This window comes from Massilia varians (assembly GCF_027923905.1).
Lineage (GTDB): Bacteria > Pseudomonadota > Gammaproteobacteria > Burkholderiales > Burkholderiaceae_D > Telluria > Telluria varians_B.
On record NZ_AP026966.1, the window covers coordinates 2,458,397 to 2,483,921 of the forward strand.

The following is a 25,525-nucleotide window of genomic DNA, read 5'->3' on the forward strand; positions in this document are numbered from 1 at the left end:
CGACCTGCCTCCAACTCAGAAACTCCTAGCTTGGCGGAAACAACACCGGCTTCATTGACAGCGCACAGAAGATAGCGTCGCCGCCTCGCCGCTGCCGCCCACCGTCATGGCGCAGGCGTGCAGGCCGAGCGTCAGGCCGCCGCGCTCGGCGTCGGCGGCCGCCACGGCGGTGCGCCAGCGCCCCTCGGCGGGGCGCTGGAACAGGGCGACCACGGCCAGGTAGCCCGCTTCGCGGCCGAGTTTCTCGAGGACTTCGTAGCGCTGGCCAGGCACCAGCATGATCTCGCGCACGTCGAGCAGGTCCGGGCCCAGGCTCTCGCGTTCCGCCTGCGGGTTGAGGAAGTCGGAATAGGGCGCCTGCTCGAACGCATGCTTCTGGCGCAGCTGGTACAAGCGCACGGACAGCGCCAGCGGCTGGCCGCGCTTGTCGGCATTCAGCTTGGGCGAGGCGTGCAGGCGCAGCGCCACGCTGCGCGGCGCCCCTTGCGCATCGGGCAGTGCGGGCGGCTTGCGCAGGCCGCTGGCCTCCATGGCCCTGGCCGCGAGTCCATTGCTGCCGCAGCCGGCCAGCACACAGGCCGCCGCCAGGATCGCCAGGGATGAATTTGTTCTCATCTCCATTTCCTTCACTCATCGTTTATGGGTTCAAGCACGGATTGAAACCCAGTGGCGTGCGCGTGCCGTGATCGCGCGCAAGCGCAAGCCCTGAACGTGTGAAAGAAAGGGAACTCTACTTTGGTTGACAGTGCGCAATTTCACGAAAATCCGCTTGCGAATAATGGTGGCTGGCTTAACTGTCGTGGAGAAACCAGCATGATCTACAAACGCTTGATGCCCTTGATCCTGGGTGTCGTCGCCCTGGCCGGGTGCGAAACCATGCCGAAGAAAGACACCGCCAGGCCGACCGCCGCCCTGGGGGAACAGATCTTCACCGAGGCCGATGCCGCGATCGCGGCGAAACAGGAAGAGAAGGCCTTCAACATGATGAAGGCGGCCAGCCAGTCGCACCCGGTCGACAAACGGCCCTGGGTCAGGATGGCGCAGATCCGCTTCAATGCCGGCGTCTATGGCGAAGCGATCACGAATGCGCAGGAGGCGCTGGAGCGCGATCCGGACGACACGGTGGCGCACAGCATCATCGCCGTCAGCGGGCTGCGCGTGGCCAGCAAGTCCTTGTCCGACCTGACCCGCAAGAACAACCTGGCCGGCGACGTCAAGAGCGAGGCGCAGGACCTGGCCAAGTTGCTGCGCACCAGCCTGGGTGAGCCTGTGCTGGTGCCCGGGAAAGGCGACGCCGGCAAATCCGCGGCGCCGCCCAGGTCGCGGCCGTCCACCGCGTCCGCCCAGCCGGCGCCGTCGTCCAAGTCCGCCAGCAACGACAAGGATCCGTTCGCCGGTCTCAAGTAATCCGCGTGGCCGGCCCCGCCGGCCCGTCTATCCCCCCCCCCGCAACCTGGAGTCGACATGGCCAAGAGTGAAAGCGTGCAGAAACGCTTGCAGAAGGTGCGCGCGCCGCGCGTGCAGATGACCTACGACGTCGAGATCGGCGACGCCATCGAGAACAAGGAGCTGCCCTTCGTCGTCGGTGTGGTGGGCGACTTCGGCAACGACCCGTCGCAGGAAAAGAAGCGCCTGAAGGACAAGAAGTTCGTCAACGTCGACGCCAGCAATTTCGACGAGGTGCTGGGAGCGGTGGCGCCCAGCGTGAGCTTCAGGGTCGACAACCACCTCACGTCCGAAGGCGGCCAGTTCGCGGTGCAGCTGCAGTTCAAGGAGATGGACGACTTCCGGCCCGAGTCCGTGGTGCGCCAGGTGGCGCCGCTCAATGGCCTGCTGGAGGCGCGCACCAAGCTGGCCGACCTGCGCAACAAGCTGGCCGGCAACGACAAGCTCGAAGACATCCTCAGCGAAGTGCTGGGCAATACCGAGAAACTGCAGGGCCTGAAGAAGCAGGACAAACCCGAAGGGGAGGCATGATGGCGGCCGTCCTCGATACCGCGAAGGCGGGCGCGACGACCGTGGAGCTCGACGCCTCGCTGCTCGACCAGATCGTCGAACAGAGCCGGGTCGCGAAATCCAGCAGCGAGCACGAACGCGCGCGCGACATCATCTCCGAGCTCGTCACCCAGGTGATGCAGGGCACCATGATCATGTCCAACAACCTGTCGGCCATGATCGACGCGCGCCTGGCGGAGCTGGACCGCATGATATCAAGCCAGCTCTCGGCGGTGATGCACGCCCCCGAGTTCCAGAAGCTCGAGCGCAGCTGGACCGGCCTGAATTACCTGGTCAGGAACAGCACCACCAGCGCCAACCTGCAGATCCGCATGCTCAACGCCAGCAAGCGCGAGCTGGTGAAGGACTTCCAGTCGGCGCTGGAATTCGACCAGAGCAGCATGTTCAAGAAGGTCTACGAAGAGGAATTCGGCAGCTTCGGCGGCGCGCCCTACGGCACCCTGATCGGCGACTTCGAGATCTCGCGCCAGCCCGAGGACATCTACTTCCTGGAGCAGATGTCGCACGTGGCGGCCGCCAGCCACGCGCCCTTCATCACATCAAGCTCGCCCGAATTGTTCGGCATCGACAGCTTCGGCGACCTGGGTAAACCACGCGACCTGGCCAAGGTCTTCGACACCGTCGAATACGCCAAGTGGAAGGCGTTCCGGGAGTCGGAAGACGCGCGCTACGTCGGCCTGACCCTGCCGCGCTTCCTGGGCCGCCTGCCTTACCATCCGGCCGACGGCATGACCACCGAAGGCTTCAACTACGTCGAGGATGTGGACGGCAGCGACCACCAGAAGTACCTGTGGTGCAACGCGGCCTACGCGTTCGCCTCCAAGCTGACCAAGGCGTTCGAGGATTACGGCTGGTGCGCGGCGATCCGCGGCGTCGAGGGCGGCGGCCTGGTGGAGAACCTGCCGGCCCATACCTTCAAGACCGACGAGGGCGAGGTGGCGCTCAAGTGCCCGACCGAGCTGGCGATTACCGACCGCCGCGAGAAGGAGCTGTCGGACCTCGGCTTCATCTCCCTGGTCCACTGCAAGAACACCTCGTACGCGGCTTTCTTCGGCGCTCAGTCGGCGCAGAAGGCGAAGAAGTACAACAACGAAGCGGCCAATGCCAACGCCGTGCTGTCCTCGCAGCTGCAGTACATCTTCGCGGTCTCGCGCATCGCCCACTACATGAAGGCCATGATGCGCGACAAGATCGGCAGCTTCGCCGCCGCGTCCAATGTACAGGATTACCTGAACCGCTGGCTGACCCAGTACGTGCTCCTCGACGACAACGCGAGCCAGGACCAGAAGGCCCAGTTCCCGCTGCGCGAGGCCAGCGTGCAGGTGTCCGAAGTCCCCGGCCGTCCCGGCGTGTACCGCGCGGTGTCCTTCCTGCGCCCGCACTTCCAGCTCGACGAGCTGTCCGTTTCGCTCCGACTGGTCGCGGAGTTGCCCCAATCGACCAATGGCTAAGCAGCTTTTTCTTTTAACGTGAATGGAGTAGAACATGGCAATTGACGTGTACCTGCAGATCGACGGGATCAAGGGCGAATCGATGGACGACAAGCACAAGGACTGGATCGAGTGCCTGGCCGTGGACTGGGGCGTGAAGCAGCCGCGTTCGGCTACCGCATCGACCGGCGGCGGCCACACCGCCGAGCGTTGCGAACACGAGGAGATCACGCTGAAGAAGCTGGCCGATCTGTCCTCGCCGATCCTGCTGCAGACCTGCTCGGCGGGCAAGACCATCCCGAAGGCCAAGCTGGAATTCATGCGCGCCGACGGCCAGGGCGAGCGCATCAAGTACTTCGAGATCGAACTGGAGAACGTCCTGATCGGCGGCGTCAAGCCGAAGGTGGCCGAGGGTAGCATCATCCAGGAAGAAGTCGGCCTGAAATTCTCGAAGATCAAGTGGAAGTACACCCAGCAGAAGATCGGCGGCGGCTCGGGCGGCAACACCTCGGGCGGCTGGGACCTGGCGGCCAACAAGGTCGCCTGATTCCTCGGCCGCCCCGGGGTGCAGACCGGGGCGGCCGGTGCGTGCGCGGCGCACGCGGCCGATGCCGCTGCGCCGCGCGCTTTTTCAAGGATCGGAGGACGCATGAAGGGCTGCAAGCCCGGCCTGCTGGACCGGCTCATGGACGAGCGCCCGGACGCCGCCAGGGGCGCGCCCCTCACCAGCGAGCAACTCAAGGACTGCGTGGCGCGCGACCTCGAAGCGCTGCTCAATACGCGCCTGTCGTTCGATCCGGCCATCCTCAACGCCTATCCGGAAGCGCGTGCTTCCATCCTGCACTACGGCCTGCAGGATTTCGCCGGCTACTGCCTCACCAGCAGCGCGGACCGCGCCGCCGTCTGCGCCAGCATCCAGGACGCGATCGAAGCCCATGAGCCGCGCCTGCGCGACGTATCCGCCACGCTCGACCTGGTGGCGGGCAGCGTCAACCGCCTCAGCTTCATCATCCATGCCCGCCTCAGCCTGCTGGACGGCAGCGAGCCGGTGAACTTCAATGCGGTGCTGCAGCCTTCCTCGCTGCACTACGCCGTCAAGCGCAACGGCCGGCCGCGCTGAGCCGCGGCCAGCCCTCTATCTACAAGGACGCGATACGATGGACATCAATCTCAAGACCCTGATCGGCAAGCTGAACGACACCACCCGCGCCGCCGCCACGCGCGCCGCCTCGATCTGCGTCGGCATGGGGCAGTACGAGGTCGAGATCGAGCACCTGTTCCTGGGCCTGATCGAGCAGCCGGGGAGCGACCTGTGCGTGATCGCCCAGGCCTGCGACATCAGCCCGACGGGGCTGGAGACCGATCTGCGCAAGGAGGTCGCCCGCTTCGCCAGCGGCAGCGCGCGCACGCCGGTGTTCTCGCGCCACCTGCCGGTGCTGTTCGAACATGCCTGGCTGATCGCGTCCCTGGCGACGCCAACCGCGGGTCAACCGAACCAGATCCGCAGCGGCCACCTGCTGCTGGCGCTGCTGACGGAGCCCTCGCTGTCGCAGCTGGCGCTGCGCGCGTCGCCCCTGTTCCGCAAGTTCCCGGTCGACCGCCTGAAGCATGACCTGGACAAGCTCACGCGCGGCTCGGTAGAAGCGCAGACGGCAGTATCCGGACAGGATGATCCGCCCGGCGACGCCGCCGGGGAGATCGCCGCCGGCCCGGCGCGCGCGACGCCGGCGCTCGACCAGTACACCACCTGCCTGACCCAGCGCGCACGCGAGGGACGGGTCGATCCGGTGATCGGGCGCGATCCCGAGATCCGCCAGGCGATCGACATCCTGATGCGGCGGCGCCAGAACAACCCGATCCTGACCGGCGAGGCGGGCGTGGGCAAGACCGCCGTGGTGGAAGGCCTGGCGCTGCGCATCGCAAAGGAGGAGGTGCCGGAGGTGCTCAGGGGCGTGGAGATCCACACCCTCGACATGGGCCTGCTGCAGGCCGGGGCCTCGGTGAAGGGCGAGTTCGAGAACCGCCTGAAGAACGTGATCGAGGAAGTGAAAAAAAGCCCGCACGCGATCATCCTGTTCGTCGACGAGGCCCACACCATGATCGGCGCCGGCGGCGCGGTCGGCCAGAACGACGCCGCCAACCTGCTCAAACCCGCGCTGGCGCGCGGCGAATTGCGCACCATCGCGGCCACCACCTGGGGCGAGTACAAGAAGTACTTCGAGAAGGACGCGGCGCTGGCGCGGCGCTTCCAGGTGATCAAGGTCGAGGAGCCGGACGAGCCGACCGCCTGCGCCATGCTGCGCGCCATGGCGCCGCTGATGGAAAGCCACTTCAAGGTGCGCATCTATGACGACGCGGTGCTTGAAGCGGTGCGCCTGTCGCACCGCTACATCAGCGGCCGCCAGCTGCCGGACAAGGCGATCAGCGTGCTCGACACGGCCTGCGCCAAGGTGGCCCTGGGCCAGAGCGCCACCCCGGCGGCGCTGGAAGACTGCAGCCGCCGGATCGAGCGCATCGACGCGCAGATGTCGGCGCTGCAGCGCGAAGCCGACACCGGCGCCAGCCACGAGGACACACTGTCACAGCTGCGCCAGCAGCGCGGCGCCCTGATCGATGAGCGCATCGGCCTGCAGCAGCGCTGGGACGAGGAGCAGAAAATCGCCCTTGAAATCGGCGAGATGCGCAGCGCGCTCGAGGAAGGACGGAGCCAGGACGCGGGCGCGCTGCGCGAGCGCGTCGACCGCCTGCGTAGCCTGCAGGGCGACACGCCGCTGGTGCCGGTGCAGGTGGACGGCCACACGGTGGCGGAAATCGTCGCCAACTGGACCGGCATCCCGTTGGGCCGCATGGTCAAGGACGAGCTGAGCACGGTGATGCGGCTGCAGTCCATGCTGGACGAGCGCATCCTCGGCCAATCGCATGCCAGTCATGCGGTGGCGCAGCGGGTGCGCACCGCGCGCGCCAACCTGGACGACCCGAACAAGCCGAAAGGCGTGTTCCTGTTCGTGGGCACCTCGGGCGTGGGCAAGACCGAGACCGCGCTGGCGCTGGCCGACATCCTCTACGGCGGCGAGCGCAAGCTGGTCACCATCAACATGAGCGAATACCAGGAGGCGCACAGCGTCTCCGGTCTGAAAGGCTCGCCGCCCGGCTACGTCGGCTATGGCGAGGGCGGCGTGCTGACCGAGGCGGTGCGCCGCAATCCCTATAGCGTGGTGCTGCTCGACGAAGTCGAAAAGGCCCATCCCGACGTGATGGAGCTGTTCTTCCAGGTCTTCGACAAGGGCGTGATGGACGATGCGGAAGGGCGCCAGATCGACTTTCGCAACACCATCATCATCCTGACCTCGAACGTCGGCTCGAGCCAGATGATGGCGGCCTGCCTGAACAAGCCCCTGAACGAGGTGCCGACGCCGGAGCAGCTGGCGGAGCTGATCCGCCCGCAGCTCATGAAGCACTTCAAGCCGGCCTTCCTGGGACGCCTGGCGGTGGTGCCCTTCTACCCGATCCGCGACGAGGTGCTGACCAACATCATCCGCCTGAAGCTGGACCGCATCAAGACGCGCGTGCTGGACAACCATCGCGCCCGCTTCGAGTACGACGACGCGCTGGTGTCGGCGGTATTGAGCCGCTGCACCGAGGTCGATTCGGGCGCGCGCAACGTCGACAACATCCTGAACGGCACGCTGCTGCCCGAGATCGCGGACAGCGTGCTGGCGCGCATGGCCGAGGGCGGGGCGATCACCCGGGTCAAGGTGGGCGCGACCAGGGCCGGCAAGTTCAAGTACGCGATCGAATAAGGAGCTCCCATGCTGGATATCGAGAAACTGCTGGCCCCGATCGCTGCGGACCAGCCTTGCGGCGAGGACCTGGCGTTCTCGCCCGAGTTCGACGCCGTCAGCCGCGCGCGCCAGGCCGACGACCCGTCGATCGAGCAGGGCGCCTGGGTGACGACCCTGAAGGAAGCCGACTGGAAGTTCGTGGCCAGACGCTGCGCCGAGCTGATCGAAACGCGCAGCAAGGATCTGCAGCTGGCGGTCTGGCTGGCCGAGGCGGCGGCGAAGACCGACCGGCTGGCCGGCCTGGCGGACAGCCTGCGCCTGTTGGCGGCGCTGTGCGAGCGCTACTGGGACGGCGTTCATCCCTTGCCGGACGAAGACGGCCATGAGCGCCGCATCGGCAACCTGGCCTGGATCGCCGCGCGCATCGCGCCCCTGGTGAAGGAAGTGCCGCTGGCCGATGGCCTGACCATGCTCGGCTGGGAAGCGGCGCGTGCGCGCGGACCGGACAGCGTGGCCGAGCTGGAGGCGGCGCGCACCAGGGCGACGCCGGCGGCGCGCCAGGCGCTGGCCGAAGCGGCGCACGGCTGCCTGGCCGCGCTGGCGGAACTGGAGCGCGTCGTCGACGAGCGGCTGGGCGTCGACGGCCCCAGCTTCGGCGCTGCGCGCGCGGCGCTGCGCGACTTCGAGGACCTGGCGGCGCCGCAGGTAGCACGTCCGCAGGTAGCGGCGCAGGGCATGCCGGTGGCGGCGGCCCCTGGCGGCGCGCCGCGCGTGCAGGGCGTGCAGGGCGTGCACAGCGTGGGAGAGGGGCCGCCGCAAAGCCGCGAGCAGGCGCTGGCCCAGCTGCGCGGCGTGGCCGAATTCTTCCGCCGCACCGAGCCGCACAGCCCGGTCGCCTATCTGGCCGAGAAGGCGGCGCGCTGGGGCGAACAGCCGCTTCACGCATGGCTGCGTTCGGTCATCAAGGAGGATGCCTCGCTGGCGCGGCTGGAGGATTTGCTGGGAATCGAGAACGACGAGGGTTGAAAGAAAATTTCATCTAGAAGCGTAAAATGAAATTTCCTTTCATGGGGCCGGCATTGCCGGCCCTGATGCTTTATTCAGCCTGTTTTTGTTCGCCCGGCTGGACCATCGACGTGGCCTTCGCGATCTGCGCTTCCACGGTCTGCACTGCCTGGCGGGTCGCCTGGGTTACCTGTTCGTAGCCCTTGAAGGCATTGTCGATGGCGGTCTTGATGATCTCGACGGCGTTTTCCGACCCCGGCTTGACGTTCTGGGTCACGTCGTAGATCAGGGCCGACAGGGTGCTCTTGGCTTCGGCCACGTGGGTATCGGCGGCCTGGCGGAACTCCTGGTGCATCTCGTCGATGATGGCCTTGAGCTGCTCGCGGTACTCCGCGGCGCCGGCGGCGCCCGGCTGCATGCGCGCATGCAGGGCGGCGATGGCGGCCTTGGGGTCGCCGCTGCCGGCCAGGCCCGCGATCTGCTGGCCGGCCGCGATCGAGCCGGCCATCGAGCTCTTCGCTGCATTCATGTTCAGCGCCACCACCTGCTCGACGCCCTTGACGGTCTTGTCGGCGAGGGTGTTGAAGGTTTGCATCTGCAGGTCGAACAGGGTCTTGGTCGCGTTGGCGAACTGCTCCGGACTCGTAAACATCGGTGTCTCCTCGCTATTGGAATAATCGGATGCATGTCGGATGAGATGCGGCTTGCACCCCATTATTTAGCAACAATGGGTTTTTCGCAACGCGCGTCCCGGTAGGGGCCGGCGGATTTCTCCCAACCCGGCCCCAGGGGCGTCTGCGAGCATGCAAGCGCGCCGTTCAATTTGCTGCGCCATTGGTAATACGGGGCCGGACCGGCAAATGCCGCATGTGCCGCCAGGCCAAGCGCAAGGAGGAGGATACGATGTTTCATGTGCTGTCGAGCTTACCGCGATCGTGCGGCAAGTCAAGTATCGCGTCGTTTTTCCTCCTCGCCCGGAGCACGGCGCCGGCCTATGCCACCCGGTTGTAGCGCAGCACGATTTCGTAGCGGCTGTCCTCGTCGTCGCTGATGTACTCGCGCCGTTCCCGGTACTGGCCGGGAATCTTGTCGAGCGGCGTCACCCGGACCCTGATCCCCTGCGGCGTGAGGTGTTCGCTCGCCGCCGGCAGCGCAACGTCGACGTTGGTCAGCTCGACCAGGTCCTGGACGCTGGGCCCGATCATGTCCTCGATGATCGGATCGGCCGGCGCCCACAGCGCCACGAACACGTCGATCGCGACCACCACCGCGGCCGCGATGGCGGCGGCGATCAGGCCCTTGAGGCCGTAGCCGGCCAGCTTGGCGGCGATCTGGCCGGCCTCCTTGAGGTGGTCCATCACGAAGGCCAACTGGTCCTTCAGGATGGCGATGAAGGCGTCCAGCGTGTCCTCGATCTGGCGCTCGAAAGCCTCTTCGCCGTCGATCTCGAAGCCCCGGATCGACAGCGCGGCGCCCAGGATCGGCGCCTGGTGCGAAAACAGCAGGTGGTCCATGGCGCGCGTTTCGCCGGAATCGACGTCGTCGAAGCGGATCGGCGCGCCGCCGTTGGGCAGTTGCGCGGGGCCCGAGCTCAGGTCGGGAAACAGCGGCAGCGCCACGATGCGGATGCCGACTTCGTCCGAGCCGAACGAGGCGGGCGAGGTCTCGGCGCGCGCGTACAGGCTTTCGCTGCGGATCTCGAAACGCGCGCTCGAGGGCGTGGCCACGCCGATGTACTCGACGTTCGACAGCAGCACCGGACCGTGGCCGGGATAGGTGCTGAGGTTGGGCACTGCGACCTGGAAGCCGTACACGCCGGGCGCCAGGTCGGCGGGCACCTGGAAGCTGAGGCGGTCGTGTACCCGGCAATCGAGGATCAGGCGGTCTTGATTGCCGACGCGCTCGGTGAGCGGAGTCTCGTCGTCGCCGCACACCTGGGCGGGGACCTCGCGCAGCACCGTGCCCGGCGCGTCCTTGGCGAAGATCCGCACCGATGCATCGACGCTGGAGAAGTTCACGCCTTCCAGCAGCACGCCCTGGCCCGCCTCGATTTCCAGTACGCGCTGGCAGGCGCCGGCCGCGCTGTTGCCGGGGCAGTCGGTGGTCTGCACCTCGCATACCTGCCGTGCCTCGTTGCCTTCCATGATCACGCGGCAGCGCTGCTGCAGTTCGGCGGGCAGGTAGTCGCCCGGGGACAGCGGCGGGGTGTAGCTGCCGGTGCGCAGGCCGTTGACCCGGCAGATCCGCACCAGGGGATCGAAGTTCTCCTCGCCCGGGATATACGGCCGCACGCGCACCCGGCCGGAATGCTCCTGGGTCGCACAGCCGGCCTCGTCGAAGGCCTGCACGCCGACGCGGTCCGCGATTTCCTGGGCAAAGCCCAGCGACAGCTGCGCCAGGGCGAGCGGCTGGTCGATGGCGGGCAGCAGGCCGGTCGCGAACAGGCGGCTGCGCTCGCCGCCGCTCAGGCTATTGAGGGAATTGCTGGCGCAGGCCAGCACCCGTTGCAGCTCCGGCGGCAGCCGGCGCAGGGTGGCGAAACCGCTTTCCTCCAGCGCGTTGGCGGGCGTCTTGCCCGCGAGGTAGCGCCGCGTCAGGTGGAAGAACGAGGCGCCGAGCGTGCTGGGGACGCGGTTGTTGGCGAGCAGCCGGTCGAGCTTGTTGCGCCGGCTCTGCTTGGGCTTGGCGCCCAGCGAGACCGGCACGCAGGCGCCGGGCGCGCCGGGAGGGCAAGGATGCTCGCCATCTGGCGGCGCGCACGGGGTCTCGGGCGGCGTGGGCGCGGAGCAGTTGTAGATGTTGATGGTGCCGCTGCTCTTGATGCGGATGTTGATGGTGCATCCGCCTTCATGCCCGGGCTTGCCGGGATCCGGGGCATTGCTCTTTCTTGATTTCATGATTAATCTCCGTAACGAGGCGACAAGGGCAGGGACCGGGCCATCGAACAGGCTCGACAGGAGTGACCGTAGCGCGGGATGTGCCGGCGCCCTTGGATCGGGCTCAATGGAGGAACAATGGGAAGGCAACAGGAGGGGACCATGCCGCAAGGCGCCACGCTGCTCAATATCGGTGACGCCGCCAGGGCTTCCGGCGTATCGGCCAAGATGATTCGTCACTACGAATCGATCGGCTTGACCGGCGAGGCGAAACGCACCGAGGCCGGCTACCGTGTGTACGGCGCGGACGACGTGCGCGTGCTGCAGTTCATCCATCGCGCCCGCGCGCTCGGCTTTTCGCTCCAGCAGATCGGCAAGTTGCTGAGCCTGTGGCAGGACAAGGGGCGCGCCAGTGCCGACGTGCGCGCCCTGGCACGGACCCACATCGATGAACTGAACCGCAAGATCGCGGAAATGGAAGCGATGCGCCGCACGCTCGAAGCCCTGGCCGCATCCTGCCATGGCGATGCGCGTTCGAGCTGCCCGATCCTGGACGACCTGGCGGCACAGGAAGAGGGCGGGTAAACGCAAAACGCCGTAAGCCTTTTTCAAAGCTTACGGCGTTTTGCGGGACGTCTGTCCTAGGTAGAGTTTGGTGCCCACGGAGGGACTCGAACCCCCACACCTCGCGGCACATGGACCTGAACCATGCGCGTCTACCAATTCCGCCACGTGGGCACTGATACTGCTACAACCTCAAAACTTCTTACAACTTCTTGCGGATTTACATCCGGTAGCTGGTGCCCACGGAGGGACTCGAACCCCCACACCTCGCGGCACATGGACCTGAACCATGCGCGTCTACCAATTCCGCCACGTGGGCATATTTACTTCGGTACTGCTAACACCTTGCAGGCTTCCGCACCGGCGGGGAACCCGCCGGGCCTACGATACTGCATACTTCTACGGAATTCTATGGTGCCCACGGAGGGACTCGAACCCCCACACCTCGCGGCACATGGACCTGAACCATGCGCGTCTACCAATTCCGCCACGTGGGCATATTTACTTCGGTACTGCTAACACCTTGCAGGCTTCCGCACCGGCCTTCGTAATTCAGACCATTAGTCCGAATTACCCCGCCGGGCCTACGATACTGCATACTTCTACGGAATTCTATGGTGCCCACGGAGGGACTCGAACCCCCACACCTCGCGGCACATGGACCTGAACCATGCGCGTCTACCAATTCCGCCACGTGGGCACTGAACTAACTCTGCTACAATAGCAGGCTTTGTCATTTTTCGCCAGATCAACTTTCGTTGGTCGCAGTGTGAAACGCCTCTGCCGCTACTGTTTTTCTCCTGCTGCAGCGAGCTGCGTTGCTGAAGAGACCGAGATTATAGCGGAAGGATTTCAAAAGTCAAAAGCCCAAAGCAAGGTTTTCATCGGGAGACTTCGAGCACGCTTCGCTGCACATGTTAGGCGAATCGCTAGGCAATCCCTTACACTACGCCTGTCAAGGTATTCATCATTCCCGGGCAGCTGCACCGGCAGCGCCGCTATCAAGAGAAATAAGAAAACGATTTGAAGCAACCTACCCATACCATTCCTAGCCGCGAGGAAATCCTCGCCGTCTTTCGCAGTGCCAAGGGCCCGCTCGCCGCGAGCGATCTGGCGCGCAGCCTGAAGGTCAAGCCCGCCGCCCAGGAAGTCCTCGGCCGCCGGCTGAACGCCATGGAGCGCGACGGCCAGATCCGTGCCGACGCGAGCGGCACCTATGTGTTGGCCGACCAGTCCGGTTTCGTTACCGGCCGCGTCAGCGCCCACCGCGACGGCTACGGCTTCGTCATTCCGGATGAGGGCGGCGACGACCTGTTCCTGAACGATAAGGAAATGAACAAGGTGCTCAACGGCGACCGCGTGCGCGCACGCGTCACCGGCACCGACCGCCGCGGGCGCCCGGAAGGGACCATCGTCGAAGTGGTCGAGCGCGCCAACACCCACCTGATCGGCCGCCTGCTGAACGAAGGCGGGGTCTGGATCGTGTCGCCGGAAGACGTGCGCATCAGCCAGGACGTGCTGGTCGCGGGCGGCCCGGGCAAGGCCAAGGCCGGGCAGGTGGTCAGCGTCGAGCTGATCGAGCAGCCATCGCGCTTCCAGCAGCCCACCGGCAGGATCGTCGAGGTGCTCGGCGAGCTGGACGACCCGGGCATGGAAATCGAAATCGCGGTGCGCAAGTTCGGCGTGCCGCACGTGTTCTCGCCGGCCGCGCTGAAGCAGGCCAACCGCCTGCCCAACGAAGTGGTGGATGCCGACCTGGCCAACCGCGTCGACCTGCGCGACGTGCCCCTGGTGACCATCGACGGCGAAGACGCGCGCGACTTCGACGACGCGGTCTACTGCGAACCTGTCAAGATCGGCCGTACCAAGGGCTACCGCCTCCTGGTGGCGATCGCCGACGTCAGCCACTACGTCAGGCCGAACGACGCGCTCGATACCGATGCGATCGAGCGCAGCACCTCGGTCTATTTCCCGCGCCGCGTGATCCCGATGCTGCCCGAGAAGCTGTCCAACGGCCTGTGCTCGCTGAACCCGGCGGTGGACCGCTGCACCCTGGTGTGCGACATGGTCGTCACCGAGGACGGCGAAGTCACCGCCTACCAGTTCTACCCGGCCGTGATGCACTCGGCTGCGCGCCTGACCTACAACGAGGTTGCCGAGATCCTTGGCAACACGGGTGGCCCGGAAGCGCAGCGCAGGCCAGGCATCGTGCCGCACCTGCTGCACCTGAACGAGGTGTTCCGCGCGCTGCTCAAGGCGCGCCAGGAACGCGGTGCGATCGACTTCGAGACCACCGAGACCTACATCGTCTGCAATGCGGTGGGCAAGATCGAAAAGATCATCCCGCGCACCCGCAACGATGCGCACCGCCTCATCGAAGAGTGCATGCTGGCCGCCAACGTGTGCGCGGCCGACCTCCTGATCCGCCACAAGCACCCCGGCACCTTCCGCGTCCACGCGGTGCCGACCGAGGAAAAGCTGCTGCAGCTGCGCACCTTCCTGAAGCTGGTAGGCCTGAACCTGGGCGGGGGCACTTCGCCCACGGCGCGCGACTACGCCGAGGTCATGCAGAGAATCAAGGAGCGCCCGGATGCGGCCCTGCTGCAGACCATGCTGCTGCGCTCGATGCAGCAGGCGGTCTACAGCCCGGACAACGTCGGCCACTTCGGCCTGGCGTACGAAGCCTATGCCCACTTCACCAGCCCGATCCGCCGCTACCCGGACCTGCTGACCCACCGCGCGATCAAGGCCATCCTGCAAGGCAAGAAGTACGAGCCGAAGGGCATCGACCTGGCCGGCCTGAACACGACGCTGTCGAATTCGGCGCGCAAGCAGGCCGCCAAGGACAAGGCGGAAGGCAAGGCCAAGAACGAGAAGGACCTGACCATCTGGGACGCGCTGGGCGTGCACTGCTCGGCCAACGAGCGCCGCGCCGACGAAGCCTCGCGCGACGTCGAGAACTGGCTGAAGTGCTACTTCATGCAAGACAAGCTGGGCGAGGACTTCACCGGCACCGTCTCCGGCGTGACCCCGTTCGGCATCTTCGTCACGCTTGACCAGCTCTACGTCGAGGGCCTGGTGCACATCAGCGGGCTGGGCACCGACTACTTCCAGTACGACGAGGCGCGCCACGAACTGCGCGGCGAGCGCAGCGGCCAGGTGTACAAGCTGACCAGCAAGGTGACCGTCAAGGTGGCGAAGGTCGACCTCGAGGCGAGGAAGATCGACCTGGTGCTGGCCCAGGCCGGCGCGCAAGAGAGCATCCCGGCGCCGCTCGAGCGTGCGCGCCAGGCCGCGGTCGAGGCCCTGGAGCCGAAGCCGCCGAAGAAGCGCAAGGCGAAAGCCCAGGCCGAGGCGCCGACGGAGCCGTCGCGCGCCACCAGCACCGAGGCAGCGCAAGAGGAGGACAAGGACGAAGACGTGGTCTTCGTGCCGCCGCCGCGCAGCGCCCGCAAGCCATCGGCCAAGACTGCCGGCAAGACCGCAAGCAAAACCGCGTCCAAGACGCCCACGAAGCGCGCCGCCAAGCCCGGCGCGCCAAAAACCAAAGCGGTGGCCAAGACCCCCGCTGCCAAAACTAGCAGGAAGAAACAGTAATACATGAAAAATAAAATGTTATTCGGGTTCCACGCGGTGACCTCGCGGCTGCGCCACGAGGCCCAGTCGGTGGAAGAGATCTTCGTCGATGCCGAGCGCAACGATGCCCGCATGAAGGCCTTGATCGCCAGCGCGAAAGAGGCCGGCGTGCGCGTCATGCCAGTCGACGCCGCGCGTCTCGACAAGATCACCGGCACCCGCCGCCACCAGGGCGTGATCGCCTTTGCCAGCCAGCTGGCGCTGGCGCGCAACCTGGACGAGCTGCTCGATGCGATCGAGGGTCCGCCGCTGCTCCTGATCCTCGACGGCATCACCGACCCGCACAACCTGGGCGCCTGCCTGCGCGTGGCCGACGGCGTCGGCGCGCACGCCGTGATCGTCCCGAAAGACCGCGCGGTCGGCCTGAACGCCACCGCGGCGAAAGTGGCGAGCGGCGCGGCCGAGACCGTGCCCTACATCACGGTGACCAACCTGGCGCGCACCATGCGCGAGCTGAAGGACCGCGGCATCTGGCTGATCGGCACCTCGGACGACGCCGACAAGGGCCTGTACGAAGCCGACTTCAGCGGCCCGACCGCGCTGGTGATGGGGTCCGAAGGCGAGGGCATGCGCCGCCTGACGCGCGAGACCTGCGACCTCCTGGTCAACATTCCGATGTTCGGCTCGGTCGAGAGCCTGAACGTGTCGGTCGCCTCGGGCGTGTGCCTGTACGAGGCGCGCCGCCAGCGCATCGCACGCGAAGCCTGAGTGTTTCACCCATCCTGAGGGAGCAATGCCGCCGGCATTGTTCCCTCGATTTCTTTGCGCAACCCGCAGCGCAAGCTTTCCCGCAAGCTCCAAGCAAACCCCCGCAACATGCGCTACCATCCGCACTGGTTTGCGAATTTCCTTATTATGTTTTCCAAATTACGCGACGATATCCAGAGCATCATCCAGCGCGACCCGGCCGCCCGCAACGGCTGGGAAGTCCTGACCTGCTATCCCGGCCTGCACGCCGTGATCATGCACAGTTGGGCGCATGCCTGCTGGAAGCTGGGCCTGAAGTGGATCGGCCGCTTCATCTCCTACCTCGCCCGCATCATCACCGGCATCGAGATCCATCCGGGCGCCACCATCGGCCGCCGGGTCTTCATCGACCACGGCTTCGGCGTGGTCATCGGTGAAACCGCCGTGGTCGGCGACGACTGCACCATCTACCAGGGCGTCACCCTGGGCGGCACCACCCTGGTGGCCGGCACCAAGCGCCACCCGACGCTCGAGCGCGGCGTGATCGTCGGCGCCGGCGCCCAGGTGCTGGGCGCCTTCACGGTCGGCGAATACGCCAAGGTCGGCTCCAATGCCGTGGTCATCAAGCCGGTGCCCGCGGGCGCCACGGCGGTCGGCAACCCGGCCCACATCATCCGCAAGGAAGACCAGTCGCGCAGCGCCCACCTGTTCGCGGCCTACGGCGTCACGCCCAACGGCGACGACCCCTTGTCGAAGGCCCTGCGCGGCCTGATCGATCACGTCGCCCGCCAGGACGAGCAGATCGAGCGCCTCACCAACACCATGGTTGATGCCGGCCTGTGCTGTCCGAAGCTGGCCGAGGGTGATAAACTCGATTCGGCACAACTGAACCGACTGGTGGACTGAGGAAACGCATGACGAATGAAACGACGGGCACGCCCGAGAATACGGCCGGCGCCGCGAATGCTGCCGTACTTGACCCGATGGAAATCCGCGTGCTCGCGGTACTGGCCGAAAAAGAGGCGCTGACGCCCGATAACTACCCGATGTCGGTGAACGCCATCGTCAACGGCTGCAACCAGCTGTCGAGCCGCGATCCGATCATGCAGCTGACCGACGAGATGGTCCAGGATACCCTGCAGCGCCTGATCGAGAAGAAGCTGGTCAGCGCCATCTCGCAGGCCGGCGCGCGCGTGGTGAAGTACGAACACCGCATGCGCATCAAGTGGACCCTGGAGCAGGACAAGGTGGCGGTCCTCAGCATCCTGATGCTGCGCGGCCTGCAGACCGCCGGCGAGATCCGCACCCGCACCGGCCGCCTGTTCGAGTTCAAGAGCGTGCCGGATGTCGAGGCCGTGCTGCAGTTCCTGATCGATAAATACCCGCCGCTGGTCGCCAAACTCGACCGCGCCGCGGGCACCAAGGAGCCGCGCTACGGCCACCTGCTGGGCGGCGAGCTGGCGGCCTACGAGCCGCCCGCTGCCGGCGCCGGCCTCGGCGGAGGCGGCGCCAGCCGCGTCGGCCAGCTGGAACAGGAAGTCGCCGCATTGCGCGGCGAACTCGAGGAACTCAAGGCGCAGTTCGAGGCGTTTCGCCAGCAGTTCCAGTAGCCGGTTCGGGCGGCTGCGCGAACGTCAGCTCGACCAGCGCGTCGTCGCTCCAGCTGGCGTTCCCGATCGGCACCTGGAAAGTATGGCCCTTGACTTCCAGTTTCGCCGAGCGGTTCCCGTCGACCAGTACCGCCCCTAGAAGCGGCTGGTCACTGCGGAACGGGAAATGCGCCTTCTTGCTCACGTTCTCCCACCGAAAGTCCTCGGGGTCGCCGAAGAAGTTGCACCAGTCGGTGCGCAGCAGGATGGTGTTGATGGTCATCACCCAGAAGGTCGGGATCTCCGCCTTGGCCATCGCCACCGTCACCTTGCACTCCAGCCGCAGGTCGCCCAGACGGCGCTGGTTGGCGGGGATGCCCGGCGTGCGGATATCCGGGTCGGTGCGGTAGGCGCGGCGCTTGCGGTTTAGTTCCAGCTCGCTTTCCGCGTCCTCGGCGGCATCAACGCGCGGCACCACGAAACGCCGGTCGGCGTCGATCGTGAGCGGCATGTTGAAACCGCCGTCGCCCACCAGGCGGACCGCCAGCGCCTGCGCCGACTCGTCCTTCCCCTGCGGGCGCAGCCGGAAATGCAGCTGCTGCGCCCCTGGTGCCAGCTGCCGGTGCCGCTCGAACGCGTCCAGGCCGGCCAGGATGACCTTGTACTTGCGCACTTCCGGATTGCGCATGGCGTTCACATGCACAGGCTCGAGTTCGCGGACCGGCTTGTCCTGTGCGGCGGCGCTGCCGCACAGGAGCAGGGCGCCGAGTGCGATCGCTGTCAGGGCGCGCACGGGTTCAGCCCTCGTCGCGCCAGCGGCGCAGGCGCATCGCGGCGTAGATCATCGCGGCGCCGATGGCGGCGGCGATCCAGGTGCTCGGGTGGCCCAGCGTGGAGTACGACAGGCTCAGCAGGGTAGTCGGGTCCAGGCCATACTGCTGGTTGATGGTCGCGATGTCGCCGCGCGACAGCCAGATCCCCGGCACCAGGCCGGCCAGGCCGCGCACCACCACTTCCTGGAAGAACCAGTCGACGTCGATGACCGAGTTCGACACGTGGCCGACGATGACGTTGAACCACTTCAGCAGCAGGGCCACGACCAGCGGCGTGCCGACCGCCCACAGAAAGACCTTGGAGCGCGCCCAGCTCGACACCATCAGCAGCCAGCCGACGGTCGGCAGCGCCCAGATGACGTACAGCGGCAGGAAGGCCAGCAGGTACAGGGGGCCGAGATACAGGTTCGGTTCCGTCAAGACCGGTGCGAACAGGTTGATGCCCTTGCCGGCGGCGCTGATCATGCCGAGCACCAGCAGTGCCAGGCCGGTCACCACGCCGATGGCGATCGTGGTCAAGGGCGCCACGAGCAGCGCGGTGGCCGCCTTCGACAGCACGGTGTCGCGGTCCGACAGCGGCAGCGACTTCCAGAACAGGATGCTGCGGTCGCGGCGTTCGTCGTGCAGGGCGGCCAGGCAGTAGAAGAACACCACCACCGCCAGCACGATGAACAGGGGCGCCGCCAGGCCCAGGTAGCTCGACGCCGCGACGTGCGCGATCTGGTAGCGCAGCGCCGGCGGGACGCCCTGGATCGACACGACGTTGTGGCCGTTGATCTGGATGGTTTCGCTGCCGCCGAAGGCCATGGCGTACATGAAGCCGCCGCCCACCAGCAGGAGCATGGCCGCGGCCACCGCGACCGGGGTCCAGAAGAAGGCGCCCTTGTGCTCCCAGAACTCGCGCCGGAGCAGCCATTTCATCGTTTTCATGCGTAGGTTCCTTTCATGGTTGCCACGAACAGGTCGGCAACGCTGGGATTGCGGGTCTCGCCGAGCTGGGCGAGCTGGGCGCGCGACACGCCGCCCGGCGCGTTTGCATCGAACAGCATCACCGACTTGCCGAACACGGTGCGCTTGTCGAGCGGGGCCAGGGCATTGGCGGCATTGAGCTTGTCGGCCGGGACCATCACTTCGGTGTAGCGCTCGCCGATTTCTTCCATCGAGGCGGACAGCACGATCTTGCCCTCGCGGATGAACATCAGGTCGGTGAGGATGTGCTCGACCTCTTCCACCTGGTGGGTGGTGATGACGATGGTCTTCTGCTCGTCGAAGTAGTCTTCCAGCAGGTTCTGGTAAAACTGCTTGCGGTACATGATGTCCAGGCCCAGCGTCGGTTCATCCAGGACCAGCAGCTTGGCGTCGATGGCCATCACCAGTGCAAGGTGCAGCTGGACGATCATGCCCTTCGACATTTCCTTGACCTTCATGGTCGGCCTGAGCTTGGTATGCGCGATGTAGCGCTCGGCCTTCTTGCGATCGAAGCGCGGATGCACGCCGGCCACGAAGTCGATCGCATCCTTCACCCGCAGCCAGCGCGGCAGGATGGCGACGTCGGCGATGAAGCAGACTTCCTTCATCAGGTCGTCGCGCTGGGTGCGCGGGTCGAAGCCCAGCACCGACAACTGGCCGTCGAAGGGGATCAGGCCCAGCGCCGCCTTGAGCGTGGTGGTCTTGCCCGAGCCGTTGGGGCCGATCAGGCCGACGATGCGGCCGGCGGGGATGTCGAAATCGATGCCGTCGACGGCGGTCCGCTTGCCGTAACGTTTGGTCAGGCCGCGTGCTGCGATGACGGCGCTCATGCCGACGCTCCCGGGGCAAGTCCCGGGTCGCCCGGGTTGCTGGCGCGTAGCAGCTGTTCCACGTTCAGGCCCAGGCGGCGGATGCGTTCGACCATGGCCGGCCATTCCTCGCGGATGAAGCGCTCGCGTTCGGTGGCCAGCAGTTTTTCGCTTGCTCCTTCGGTGACGTACATGCCAATTCCCCTTCGTTTTTCCACCAGGTTGTCGTCGACCAGCTCCTGATAGGCCTTGGAGACGGTGATCGGATTGAGTTGATATTCGGCCGCGATCTGGCGGACCGAGGGCAGGGCATCGCCGGCTTTCAATATGCCGTCGAGCATCATGCCCACCACCCGCTCCTTGAGCTGGCGGTAAATGGGTGTGTTGTCATTCCAGCCGACTGTCATGTCCAGTCCTCCGTGGTTGTGGCGCTGCATGGTTCATGGGGTTTCTCCCGAGAGTATGCTGATTGGGTGATGTGTTGAAGTGGTGTTGTAGTGAAGTATAACAGCGACTTGGCAAATGTAAACATGCATATTGAACAAATATGCGGGCGCGGCGCATCGCGCCACTTTGGTAGGATGGTGGACGATCAAGGAAGGAGGGAAGGATGCTGACATGCCCGAACTGCGGCGTCTCGCCGCTGACGCATGCGATCAGGGAAATGCACTACACCTACAAGGGGCAGAGCACGACGATTCCGGACGTCGTCGTCGAGCATTGCGCGGGCTGCAAGGAAGTCATGTTCGCGCAGGGTGAGCACGAGCATTATGGCAAACTGGTCGCGGCCTTCCGCAAGCAGGTGGATGCGCAGGAGCTCAAGACCATCCGGGCGATGCGCAAGCAACTGGGGCTGACCCGGCAGAAGGCGGATGCGCTGTTTGGAAGCGAGGCGGGGGATTTTGCGCGCTTCGAATCGGGCGAGGCGCATGCGCCGGTGGCGCTGGTGAAGTTGCTGCGCTTGCTGGGCAAGCACCCTGAACTACTCGATGAAGTCCGGTAAATCGTGGCGCGTCAGGGTACCGTCGTGTGACAGCGCGATCCAGCCGCCACGCCGCGGCTGGGCGTCCAGCTCCCAGTCGGGCAACACGTAGCGCAGCCTGCCGCCGGTCTCATGCACGGCCGGCCGGTGCGTGTGGCCATGGATGATGACCGAGGCCTGCGCCGCGTCGAACAGCGCCTCCACGCTCGAGGGCGTCACATCCATGATCTCGTAGGATTTGCCGGCCTGCGCCTCGCGGCTGCCTTCGCGCAGCCCGGCGATGATGGTCTTGCGTTGGGCCAGCGGCATGCCGAGGAACTGCTGCTGCCATTCGCGGTCGCGCACCTGGGCGCGGAACGCCATGTATTTGAGGTCGGCGGTGCACTGGGCGTCGCCATGGACCAGGGCGATGCGCTTGCCGCCTTGCGTGATTACGTGCGGCTCTTCCAGCAGGCTCAGGCCCGCCGCTTCGGCGAAGCCCGGCCCGACCAGGAAGTCGCGGTTGCCGGCCAGCCAGTAGACGGCGGTGCCGGCCTCGCTCACGGCGCGGATGGCCTGGACCACCCGCTGGTGGAACGGCTCGGCGAGATCGTCGTCGCCGGCCCAGTATTCGAAGATGTCGCCGAGCAGGTAGAGCCGCTCGGCGTGGATCGCGCGCCCGGCCAGGAAGTCGAAAAAGGCGTCGGCCGTGCGTGGATGCGAGGCCTGCAGGTGCAGGTCGGAGACGAACAGGGCGAACGTGCGCCCGGGCATGGTCATTGGACTGACGGGTGGTGCAGGCCCCGGCGCACGTGCCGCATCAGATGACTTCGACCTTCTCGATGACGACCGGATCGACCGGCACGTCCGCGTGCATGCCGCTGCGGGTGGTCTTCACGCCGTTGATCTGGTCGACGATGTCCTGGCCTTCGGTGACCTTGCCGAACACGGCATAGCCCCAGCCGTCCTGGCCCGGGTAATTCAGGAAGGCGTTGTCCTTGGTGTTGATGAAGAACTGGGCCGATGCCGAGTGCGGCGCGGAGGTGCGGGCCATGGCGATGGTGTACTTGTCGTTCTTCAGGCCGTTCTTGGCTTCGTTCTCGACGGTAGCAATGGTGGCTTTCTGCTTCATGCCCGGTTCGAAGCCGCCGCCCTGGATCATGAAGTCCTTGATCACGCGGTGGAAGATCGTGTTGGTGAAATGACCCTTGTTGACGTAGTCGATAAAGTTGGCAACGGTCTTCGGGGCCTTGTCGGCGTCCAGTTCGACGGTGATGTTGCCCATGTTGGTGGTCATGCGAACGCTGGTCATCTGATGTCCTCTTCCTTGGTTATTGTTGAAAATGCGAGATTGCACATCCGCTATTTTACAAGCTTGTCGCCCTTGAGCACGCTTACCGACTTAATGAAGATCGGCGTCACCGGCACATTCTGCATGCCGCGCACGTCGTCCACCATCACGCCCTTGATCTTGTCCACGACTTCCTGCCCCCGCACGACCTTGCCGAAGACGGTGTAGCCGGAACCCTTGTAGAACGGATAGTCGATGCCGGAATTGTCGGCGACGTTGATGAAGAACTGGGAGGTGGCCGAGTCCGGATGGTCTTCGCGCGCCATCGAAATGGTGTACGGCTGGTTCGACAGGCCGTTGTTCGATTCGTTCTTGACCGGCTTGTTGGTCTTGCGGCCCTCGAACTTCTCGTTCATGCCGCCGCCCTGGATCATGAAGCCGTCGATCACGCGGTGAAAGATGGTGCCCTTGTAGAATCCCTGCTTCACGTACTGCATGAAGTTGGCCACCGTCCTGGGCGCCCGTTCCTCGTCGAGCTGGACGACGATGTCGCCCATCGTGGTCTTGATCGAGACCTGCGGCCCCTTGACGACCGGCGCGGCGGGCGCTTCGGCGGCGTCGTCGGTGGCGGTTTCTTGCGGCGCGCCCAGGGCGGCGCCGGACAGCAGCAGGGCGCCGGCGCCCAGGGCAATGCCCTTGAGCAGCGAACGGCGGAAGGCGGTGGTCATTGTCTGGGCTCTCCTCTGATGGATACCGCGCAATGCGGTGTCAAGTCTTTTCCCGAAAAATAAAGCTGAACCATATGCGGCCAGCCGGGATTTTAACAATGCTATACTTTGCGCAGAACGTCCCATTCTATCAAAGAAGAACAACACCCGAGGGTACAGACGATCCCGGCGCGCCGCAGCATGCATGTGCTACGAATTCGCTCCGATCCTCTCCCTTACCAGAACACACCCATGAGCCAACTTAAGATTTACAACACGCTCGCGCGTGACAAGCAGGTATTTGTCCCGATGGAAGCCGGCAAGGTCGGCATGTATGTGTGCGGCATGACCGTGTACGACTACTGCCACATCGGTCACGCGCGGATGATGATGGCTTTCGACGTGATCTACCGCTGGCTGATGGCCTCCGGCTACGAGGTCAAGTACGTCCGCAACATCACCGACATCGACGACAAGATCATCAAGCGCGCGGTCGAGAACGGCGAGAGCATCAAGCAGCTGGTCGAACGCAACGTGAAGTACATGGACGAGGACATCGGCGCGCTGGGCATGCTGCCGCCGACGGTGGTGCCGCGCGCCACCGAGTACGTGCCGCAGATGCTGTCGATCATCGAGCAGTTGGAAAGCAAGGGCCTGGCCTACCGTAGCGAGGACGGCGACGTCAACTACGCCGTGCGCGGCTTCGAAGGCTACGGCAAGCTGTCCGGCAAGTCGCTCGACGACCTGCGCGCCGGCGAGCGCGTCGACGTCAACAGCGGCAAGCGCGATCCGCTCGACTTCGTGCTCTGGAAGGCCGCCAAGGAAAGCGAACCGGCCGAGGCCAAATGGGACTCCAAGTGGGGCAAGGGCCGCCCGGGCTGGCACATCGAGTGCTCGGCCATGTCCTGCGCCACCCTGGGCCAGCATTTCGACATCCACGGCGGCGGCGCCGACCTGCAGTTCCCGCACCACGAGAACGAGATCGCCCAATCCGAAGGCGCGTTCGGCGGCAACATGGTCAACTACTGGATCCACAACGGCTTCGTGCGCGTGGATAACGAGAAGATGTCCAAGTCGCTGGGCAATTTCTTCACCATCCGCGACGTGCTCAAGAAGTACGACGCCGAAGTCATCCGCTTCTTCATCCTGCGCGCCCACTACCGCAGCCCGCTGAATTATTCGGATGCCCACATCGACGACGCCAAGGGGGCGCTGACCCGCCTGTACACCGCGCTGTCGGCCGTCGACATCGATGGCGAGACCCCGGCCGTGGACTGGGACGAAGCCCATGCGGTGCGTTTCCGCGAAGCGATGAACGACGATTTCAACACCCCGCTGGCCGTGGCCGAGCTGTTCGACCTGGCCAACGAAGTCAACCGCAGCAAGTCGCTGGAGGCCGCGCGCCAGCTCAAGGCATTGGGGGGCGTGCTGGGCATCCTCGAACGCGCGCCGCAAGCCTTCCTGCAAGGCGGCAGCGAGGGCGGGGACGCGTCGGTTGACGACGCCATCGCGCGCCGCGCCGCCGCCAAGAAAGCCCGCAATTTTGCCGAAGCGGACGCCATCCGCGCCGAACTGACTGCCGCCGGGATCATCCTGGAAGACAAGCCGGACGGAACGACGACCTGGCGCCGCGCATAATGGCCGCCGACAAGGACAAGTCCGCGGCCATGGAGCCGCAGGGAGAGCTCGCCGTCCCGATCTACTGGGCGGAAGCGAAGGCCGCGCTGATCGCGCGCGACCGCATCATGGCCAAGCTGATCCCCCAGATCGGCGACCTGCACCTGCGCGGCCAGCCCGACCCCTTCACCACGCTGGCACGTTCGATCGTGGGCCAGCAGGTGACGCCGAAGGCGGCCGACGCGGCCTGGGCCAGGTTGCTGGCGACCTGCCCGAAGCTGTCCCCGAGCCAGGTGCTCAAGGCCGGCGCCGTCGAGCTGGCCGGCTGCGGACTGTCCAAGCGCAAGACCGAATACATCCTCGACCTGGCCGACAGTTTCAAGGCCAAGCGCGTCCATGCCGACCTGTGGTCGCAGATGGACGACGAGGCCGTCATCGCCGAACTGGTCCAGATCCGCGGCATCAGCCGCTGGACAGCGGAGATGTTTTTGATATTTAATCTGCTCCGTCCAAACGTGCTGCCGCTCGACGATCCCGGCCTGATCCAGGGAATCAGCCAGAATTATTTCTCTGGCGAACCTGTTTCTCGCAGCGATGCGCGCGAAGTGGCGGCGAACTGGGAGCCCTGGCGTACGGTGGCAACCTGGTATTTATGGCGTAGTCTCGATCCGGTATCCGGGTCGGGTACGGTAGAATAACGCCCACAACAAGGGCCCACGAGGCCCGGTGCATGCTGCGCGAACGGAAACGCTG

The 25,525-nt window shown here is 65.6% G+C and carries 26 protein-coding genes and 4 tRNA genes; 15 read left to right on the forward strand and 15 right to left on the reverse strand.

Going from position 1 to position 25,525, the window contains the following annotated elements:
• Positions 1–51 precede the first annotated feature (51 nt).
• The gene (gene tssJ / locus MasN3_RS11165; protein ID WP_281914128.1) at positions 52–615 is read right to left on the reverse strand and encodes a type VI secretion system lipoprotein TssJ; all 564 of its coding nucleotides are present in this window, start codon (positions 613–615) and stop codon (positions 52–54) included.
• A gap of 198 nt (positions 616–813) precedes the next feature.
• Between tssJ and MasN3_RS11170 the strand changes: the two genes are divergently transcribed.
• The 7 genes from MasN3_RS11170 to tssA all read left to right on the forward strand — a co-directional run bounded on the left by MasN3_RS11170 (position 814) and on the right by tssA (position 8,254).
• Positions 814–1,407: a tetratricopeptide repeat protein gene (locus tag MasN3_RS11170; protein WP_281914129.1), complete on the forward strand. Its 594-nt coding sequence runs from the start codon at positions 814–816 to the stop codon at positions 1,405–1,407.
• A 57-nt stretch (positions 1,408–1,464) separates the two neighbouring features.
• Positions 1,465–1,977: a type VI secretion system contractile sheath small subunit gene (tssB, locus tag MasN3_RS11175; RefSeq protein WP_281914130.1), complete on the forward strand. Its 513-nt coding sequence runs from the start codon at positions 1,465–1,467 to the stop codon at positions 1,975–1,977.
• Complete coding sequence (gene tssC / locus MasN3_RS11180) at positions 1,977–3,467, forward strand: type VI secretion system contractile sheath large subunit (RefSeq protein ID WP_281914484.1); 1,491 nt, start codon at positions 1,977–1,979, stop codon at positions 3,465–3,467. Before tssB ends, tssC begins: the two co-directional genes overlap by 1 nt.
• 34 nt (positions 3,468–3,501) lie before the next feature.
• A complete protein-coding gene (locus MasN3_RS11185; protein ID WP_281914132.1) occupies positions 3,502–3,993 on the forward strand; it encodes an Hcp family type VI secretion system effector in 492 nt (163 codons plus the stop codon).
• Positions 3,994–4,095: 102 nt separating this feature from the next.
• Positions 4,096–4,566 (forward strand): type VI secretion system baseplate subunit TssE, encoded by a 471-nt coding sequence (tssE, locus tag MasN3_RS11190; RefSeq protein WP_281914133.1) that lies wholly within the window; start codon positions 4,096–4,098, stop codon positions 4,564–4,566.
• A 37-nt stretch (positions 4,567–4,603) separates the two neighbouring features.
• On the forward strand, positions 4,604–7,246 hold the full coding sequence (gene tssH, locus MasN3_RS11195; RefSeq protein WP_281914134.1) for a type VI secretion system ATPase TssH: 2,643 nt from the start codon (positions 4,604–4,606) through the stop codon (positions 7,244–7,246).
• Positions 7,247–7,255: 9 nt separating this feature from the next.
• Positions 7,256–8,254, forward strand: coding sequence for a type VI secretion system protein TssA (gene tssA, locus MasN3_RS11200; protein ID WP_281914135.1), 999 nt, complete (start codon positions 7,256–7,258; stop codon positions 8,252–8,254).
• Positions 8,255–8,324: 70 nt separating this feature from the next.
• Here the strand turns inward: tssA and phaP are convergent, their stop codons facing one another.
• From phaP to MasN3_RS11215, 3 genes are all read right to left on the reverse strand, one after another.
• Positions 8,325–8,885 carry a TIGR01841 family phasin gene (gene phaP, locus MasN3_RS11205; protein WP_281914136.1) on the reverse strand — a complete coding sequence of 187 codons (561 nt, stop codon included), beginning with the start codon at positions 8,883–8,885 and terminating at the stop codon, positions 8,325–8,327.
• Between the two features lie 62 nt (positions 8,886–8,947).
• Complete coding sequence (locus MasN3_RS11210) at positions 8,948–9,145, reverse strand: hypothetical protein (RefSeq protein ID WP_281914137.1); 198 nt, start codon at positions 9,143–9,145, stop codon at positions 8,948–8,950.
• A gap of 80 nt (positions 9,146–9,225) precedes the next feature.
• Positions 9,226–11,130 (reverse strand): hypothetical protein, encoded by a 1,905-nt coding sequence (locus MasN3_RS11215; protein ID WP_281914139.1) that lies wholly within the window; start codon positions 11,128–11,130, stop codon positions 9,226–9,228.
• 117 nt (positions 11,131–11,247) lie between these two features.
• Between MasN3_RS11215 and cueR the strand changes: the two genes are divergently transcribed.
• Positions 11,248–11,694: a Cu(I)-responsive transcriptional regulator gene (cueR, locus tag MasN3_RS11220; RefSeq protein WP_281914140.1), complete on the forward strand. Its 447-nt coding sequence runs from the start codon at positions 11,248–11,250 to the stop codon at positions 11,692–11,694.
• 68 nt (positions 11,695–11,762) lie between these two features.
• Here the strand turns inward: cueR and MasN3_RS11225 are convergent.
• The 4 genes from MasN3_RS11225 to MasN3_RS11240 form a co-directional block, all read right to left on the reverse strand.
• Positions 11,763–11,847 (reverse strand) — tRNA-Leu (locus tag MasN3_RS11225).
• A gap of 60 nt (positions 11,848–11,907) precedes the next feature.
• Positions 11,908–11,992, reverse strand: a tRNA-Leu gene (locus tag MasN3_RS11230).
• A gap of 93 nt (positions 11,993–12,085) precedes the next feature.
• Positions 12,086–12,170: transfer RNA gene (locus MasN3_RS11235), tRNA-Leu, on the reverse strand.
• 118 nt (positions 12,171–12,288) lie between these two features.
• Positions 12,289–12,373 (reverse strand) — tRNA-Leu (locus tag MasN3_RS11240).
• Positions 12,374–12,696: 323 nt separating this feature from the next.
• On the opposite strand from MasN3_RS11240, the gene rnr reads away from it, so the two are divergent.
• The 4 genes from rnr (at position 12,697) to MasN3_RS11260 (ending at position 17,606) form a co-directional block, all read left to right on the forward strand.
• Entirely contained in the window at positions 12,697–15,270 is a 2,574-nt protein-coding gene (gene rnr / locus MasN3_RS11245) for a ribonuclease R (protein ID WP_281914142.1), read from the forward strand.
• A 3-nt stretch (positions 15,271–15,273) separates the two neighbouring features.
• Entirely contained in the window at positions 15,274–16,017 is a 744-nt protein-coding gene (rlmB, locus tag MasN3_RS11250; RefSeq protein WP_281914143.1) for a 23S rRNA (guanosine(2251)-2'-O)-methyltransferase RlmB, read from the forward strand.
• A 147-nt stretch (positions 16,018–16,164) separates the two neighbouring features.
• Positions 16,165–16,902 carry a serine O-acetyltransferase gene (gene cysE / locus MasN3_RS11255; RefSeq protein ID WP_281914145.1) on the forward strand — a complete coding sequence of 246 codons (738 nt, stop codon included), beginning with the start codon at positions 16,165–16,167 and terminating at the stop codon, positions 16,900–16,902.
• Positions 16,903–16,910: 8 nt separating this feature from the next.
• Complete coding sequence (locus MasN3_RS11260; protein ID WP_281914146.1) at positions 16,911–17,606, forward strand: YceH family protein; 696 nt, start codon at positions 16,911–16,913, stop codon at positions 17,604–17,606.
• Here the strand turns inward: MasN3_RS11260 and MasN3_RS11265 are convergent.
• From MasN3_RS11265 to MasN3_RS11280, 4 genes are read right to left on the reverse strand one after another with little or no spacing between them, the layout of a single operon-like run.
• Positions 17,566–18,378, reverse strand: coding sequence for a hypothetical protein (locus tag MasN3_RS11265; RefSeq protein ID WP_281914147.1), 813 nt, complete (start codon positions 18,376–18,378; stop codon positions 17,566–17,568). The two genes, MasN3_RS11260 and MasN3_RS11265, sit on opposite strands and share 41 nt — an antisense overlap.
• Positions 18,379–18,382: 4 nt before the next feature.
• The gene (locus MasN3_RS11270) at positions 18,383–19,348 is read right to left on the reverse strand and encodes a hypothetical protein (RefSeq protein WP_281914148.1); all 966 of its coding nucleotides are present in this window, start codon (positions 19,346–19,348) and stop codon (positions 18,383–18,385) included.
• Entirely contained in the window at positions 19,345–20,217 is an 873-nt protein-coding gene (locus MasN3_RS11275) for an ABC transporter ATP-binding protein (RefSeq protein ID WP_281914150.1), read from the reverse strand. The genes MasN3_RS11270 and MasN3_RS11275 overlap by 4 nt, the downstream gene beginning before the upstream one ends.
• The gene (locus MasN3_RS11280) at positions 20,214–20,603 is read right to left on the reverse strand and encodes a GntR family transcriptional regulator (RefSeq protein ID WP_281914151.1); all 390 of its coding nucleotides are present in this window, start codon (positions 20,601–20,603) and stop codon (positions 20,214–20,216) included. The genes MasN3_RS11275 and MasN3_RS11280 overlap by 4 nt, the downstream gene beginning before the upstream one ends.
• 203 nt (positions 20,604–20,806) lie before the next feature.
• Between MasN3_RS11280 and MasN3_RS11285 the strand changes: the two genes are divergently transcribed.
• Entirely contained in the window at positions 20,807–21,199 is a 393-nt protein-coding gene (locus tag MasN3_RS11285; RefSeq protein ID WP_281914153.1) for a type II TA system antitoxin MqsA family protein, read from the forward strand.
• Here MasN3_RS11285 and MasN3_RS11290 read toward each other — a convergent pair.
• From MasN3_RS11290 to MasN3_RS11300, 3 genes are read right to left on the reverse strand one after another with little or no spacing between them, the layout of a single operon-like run.
• Entirely contained in the window at positions 21,179–21,937 is a 759-nt protein-coding gene (locus MasN3_RS11290; RefSeq protein WP_281914155.1) for a UDP-2,3-diacylglucosamine diphosphatase, read from the reverse strand. The genes MasN3_RS11285 and MasN3_RS11290 overlap by 21 nt on opposite strands.
• A 40-nt stretch (positions 21,938–21,977) precedes the next feature.
• Complete coding sequence (locus MasN3_RS11295) at positions 21,978–22,469, reverse strand: peptidylprolyl isomerase (protein WP_281914157.1); 492 nt, start codon at positions 22,467–22,469, stop codon at positions 21,978–21,980.
• A gap of 50 nt (positions 22,470–22,519) precedes the next feature.
• Positions 22,520–23,176, reverse strand: a complete 657-nt coding sequence (locus MasN3_RS11300; RefSeq protein ID WP_281914158.1) for a peptidylprolyl isomerase — start codon at positions 23,174–23,176, stop codon at positions 22,520–22,522.
• A 231-nt stretch (positions 23,177–23,407) separates the two neighbouring features.
• On the opposite strand from MasN3_RS11300, the gene cysS reads away from it, so the two are divergent.
• Together cysS and MasN3_RS11310 are read left to right on the forward strand one after the other, a co-directional pair.
• Positions 23,408–24,793 (forward strand): cysteine--tRNA ligase, encoded by a 1,386-nt coding sequence (gene cysS / locus MasN3_RS11305; RefSeq protein WP_281914160.1) that lies wholly within the window; start codon positions 23,408–23,410, stop codon positions 24,791–24,793.
• Entirely contained in the window at positions 24,793–25,470 is a 678-nt protein-coding gene (locus MasN3_RS11310) for a DNA-3-methyladenine glycosylase family protein (protein WP_281914161.1), read from the forward strand. Before cysS ends, MasN3_RS11310 begins: the two co-directional genes overlap by 1 nt.
• The last annotated feature ends 55 nt before the right edge of the window (positions 25,471–25,525 follow it).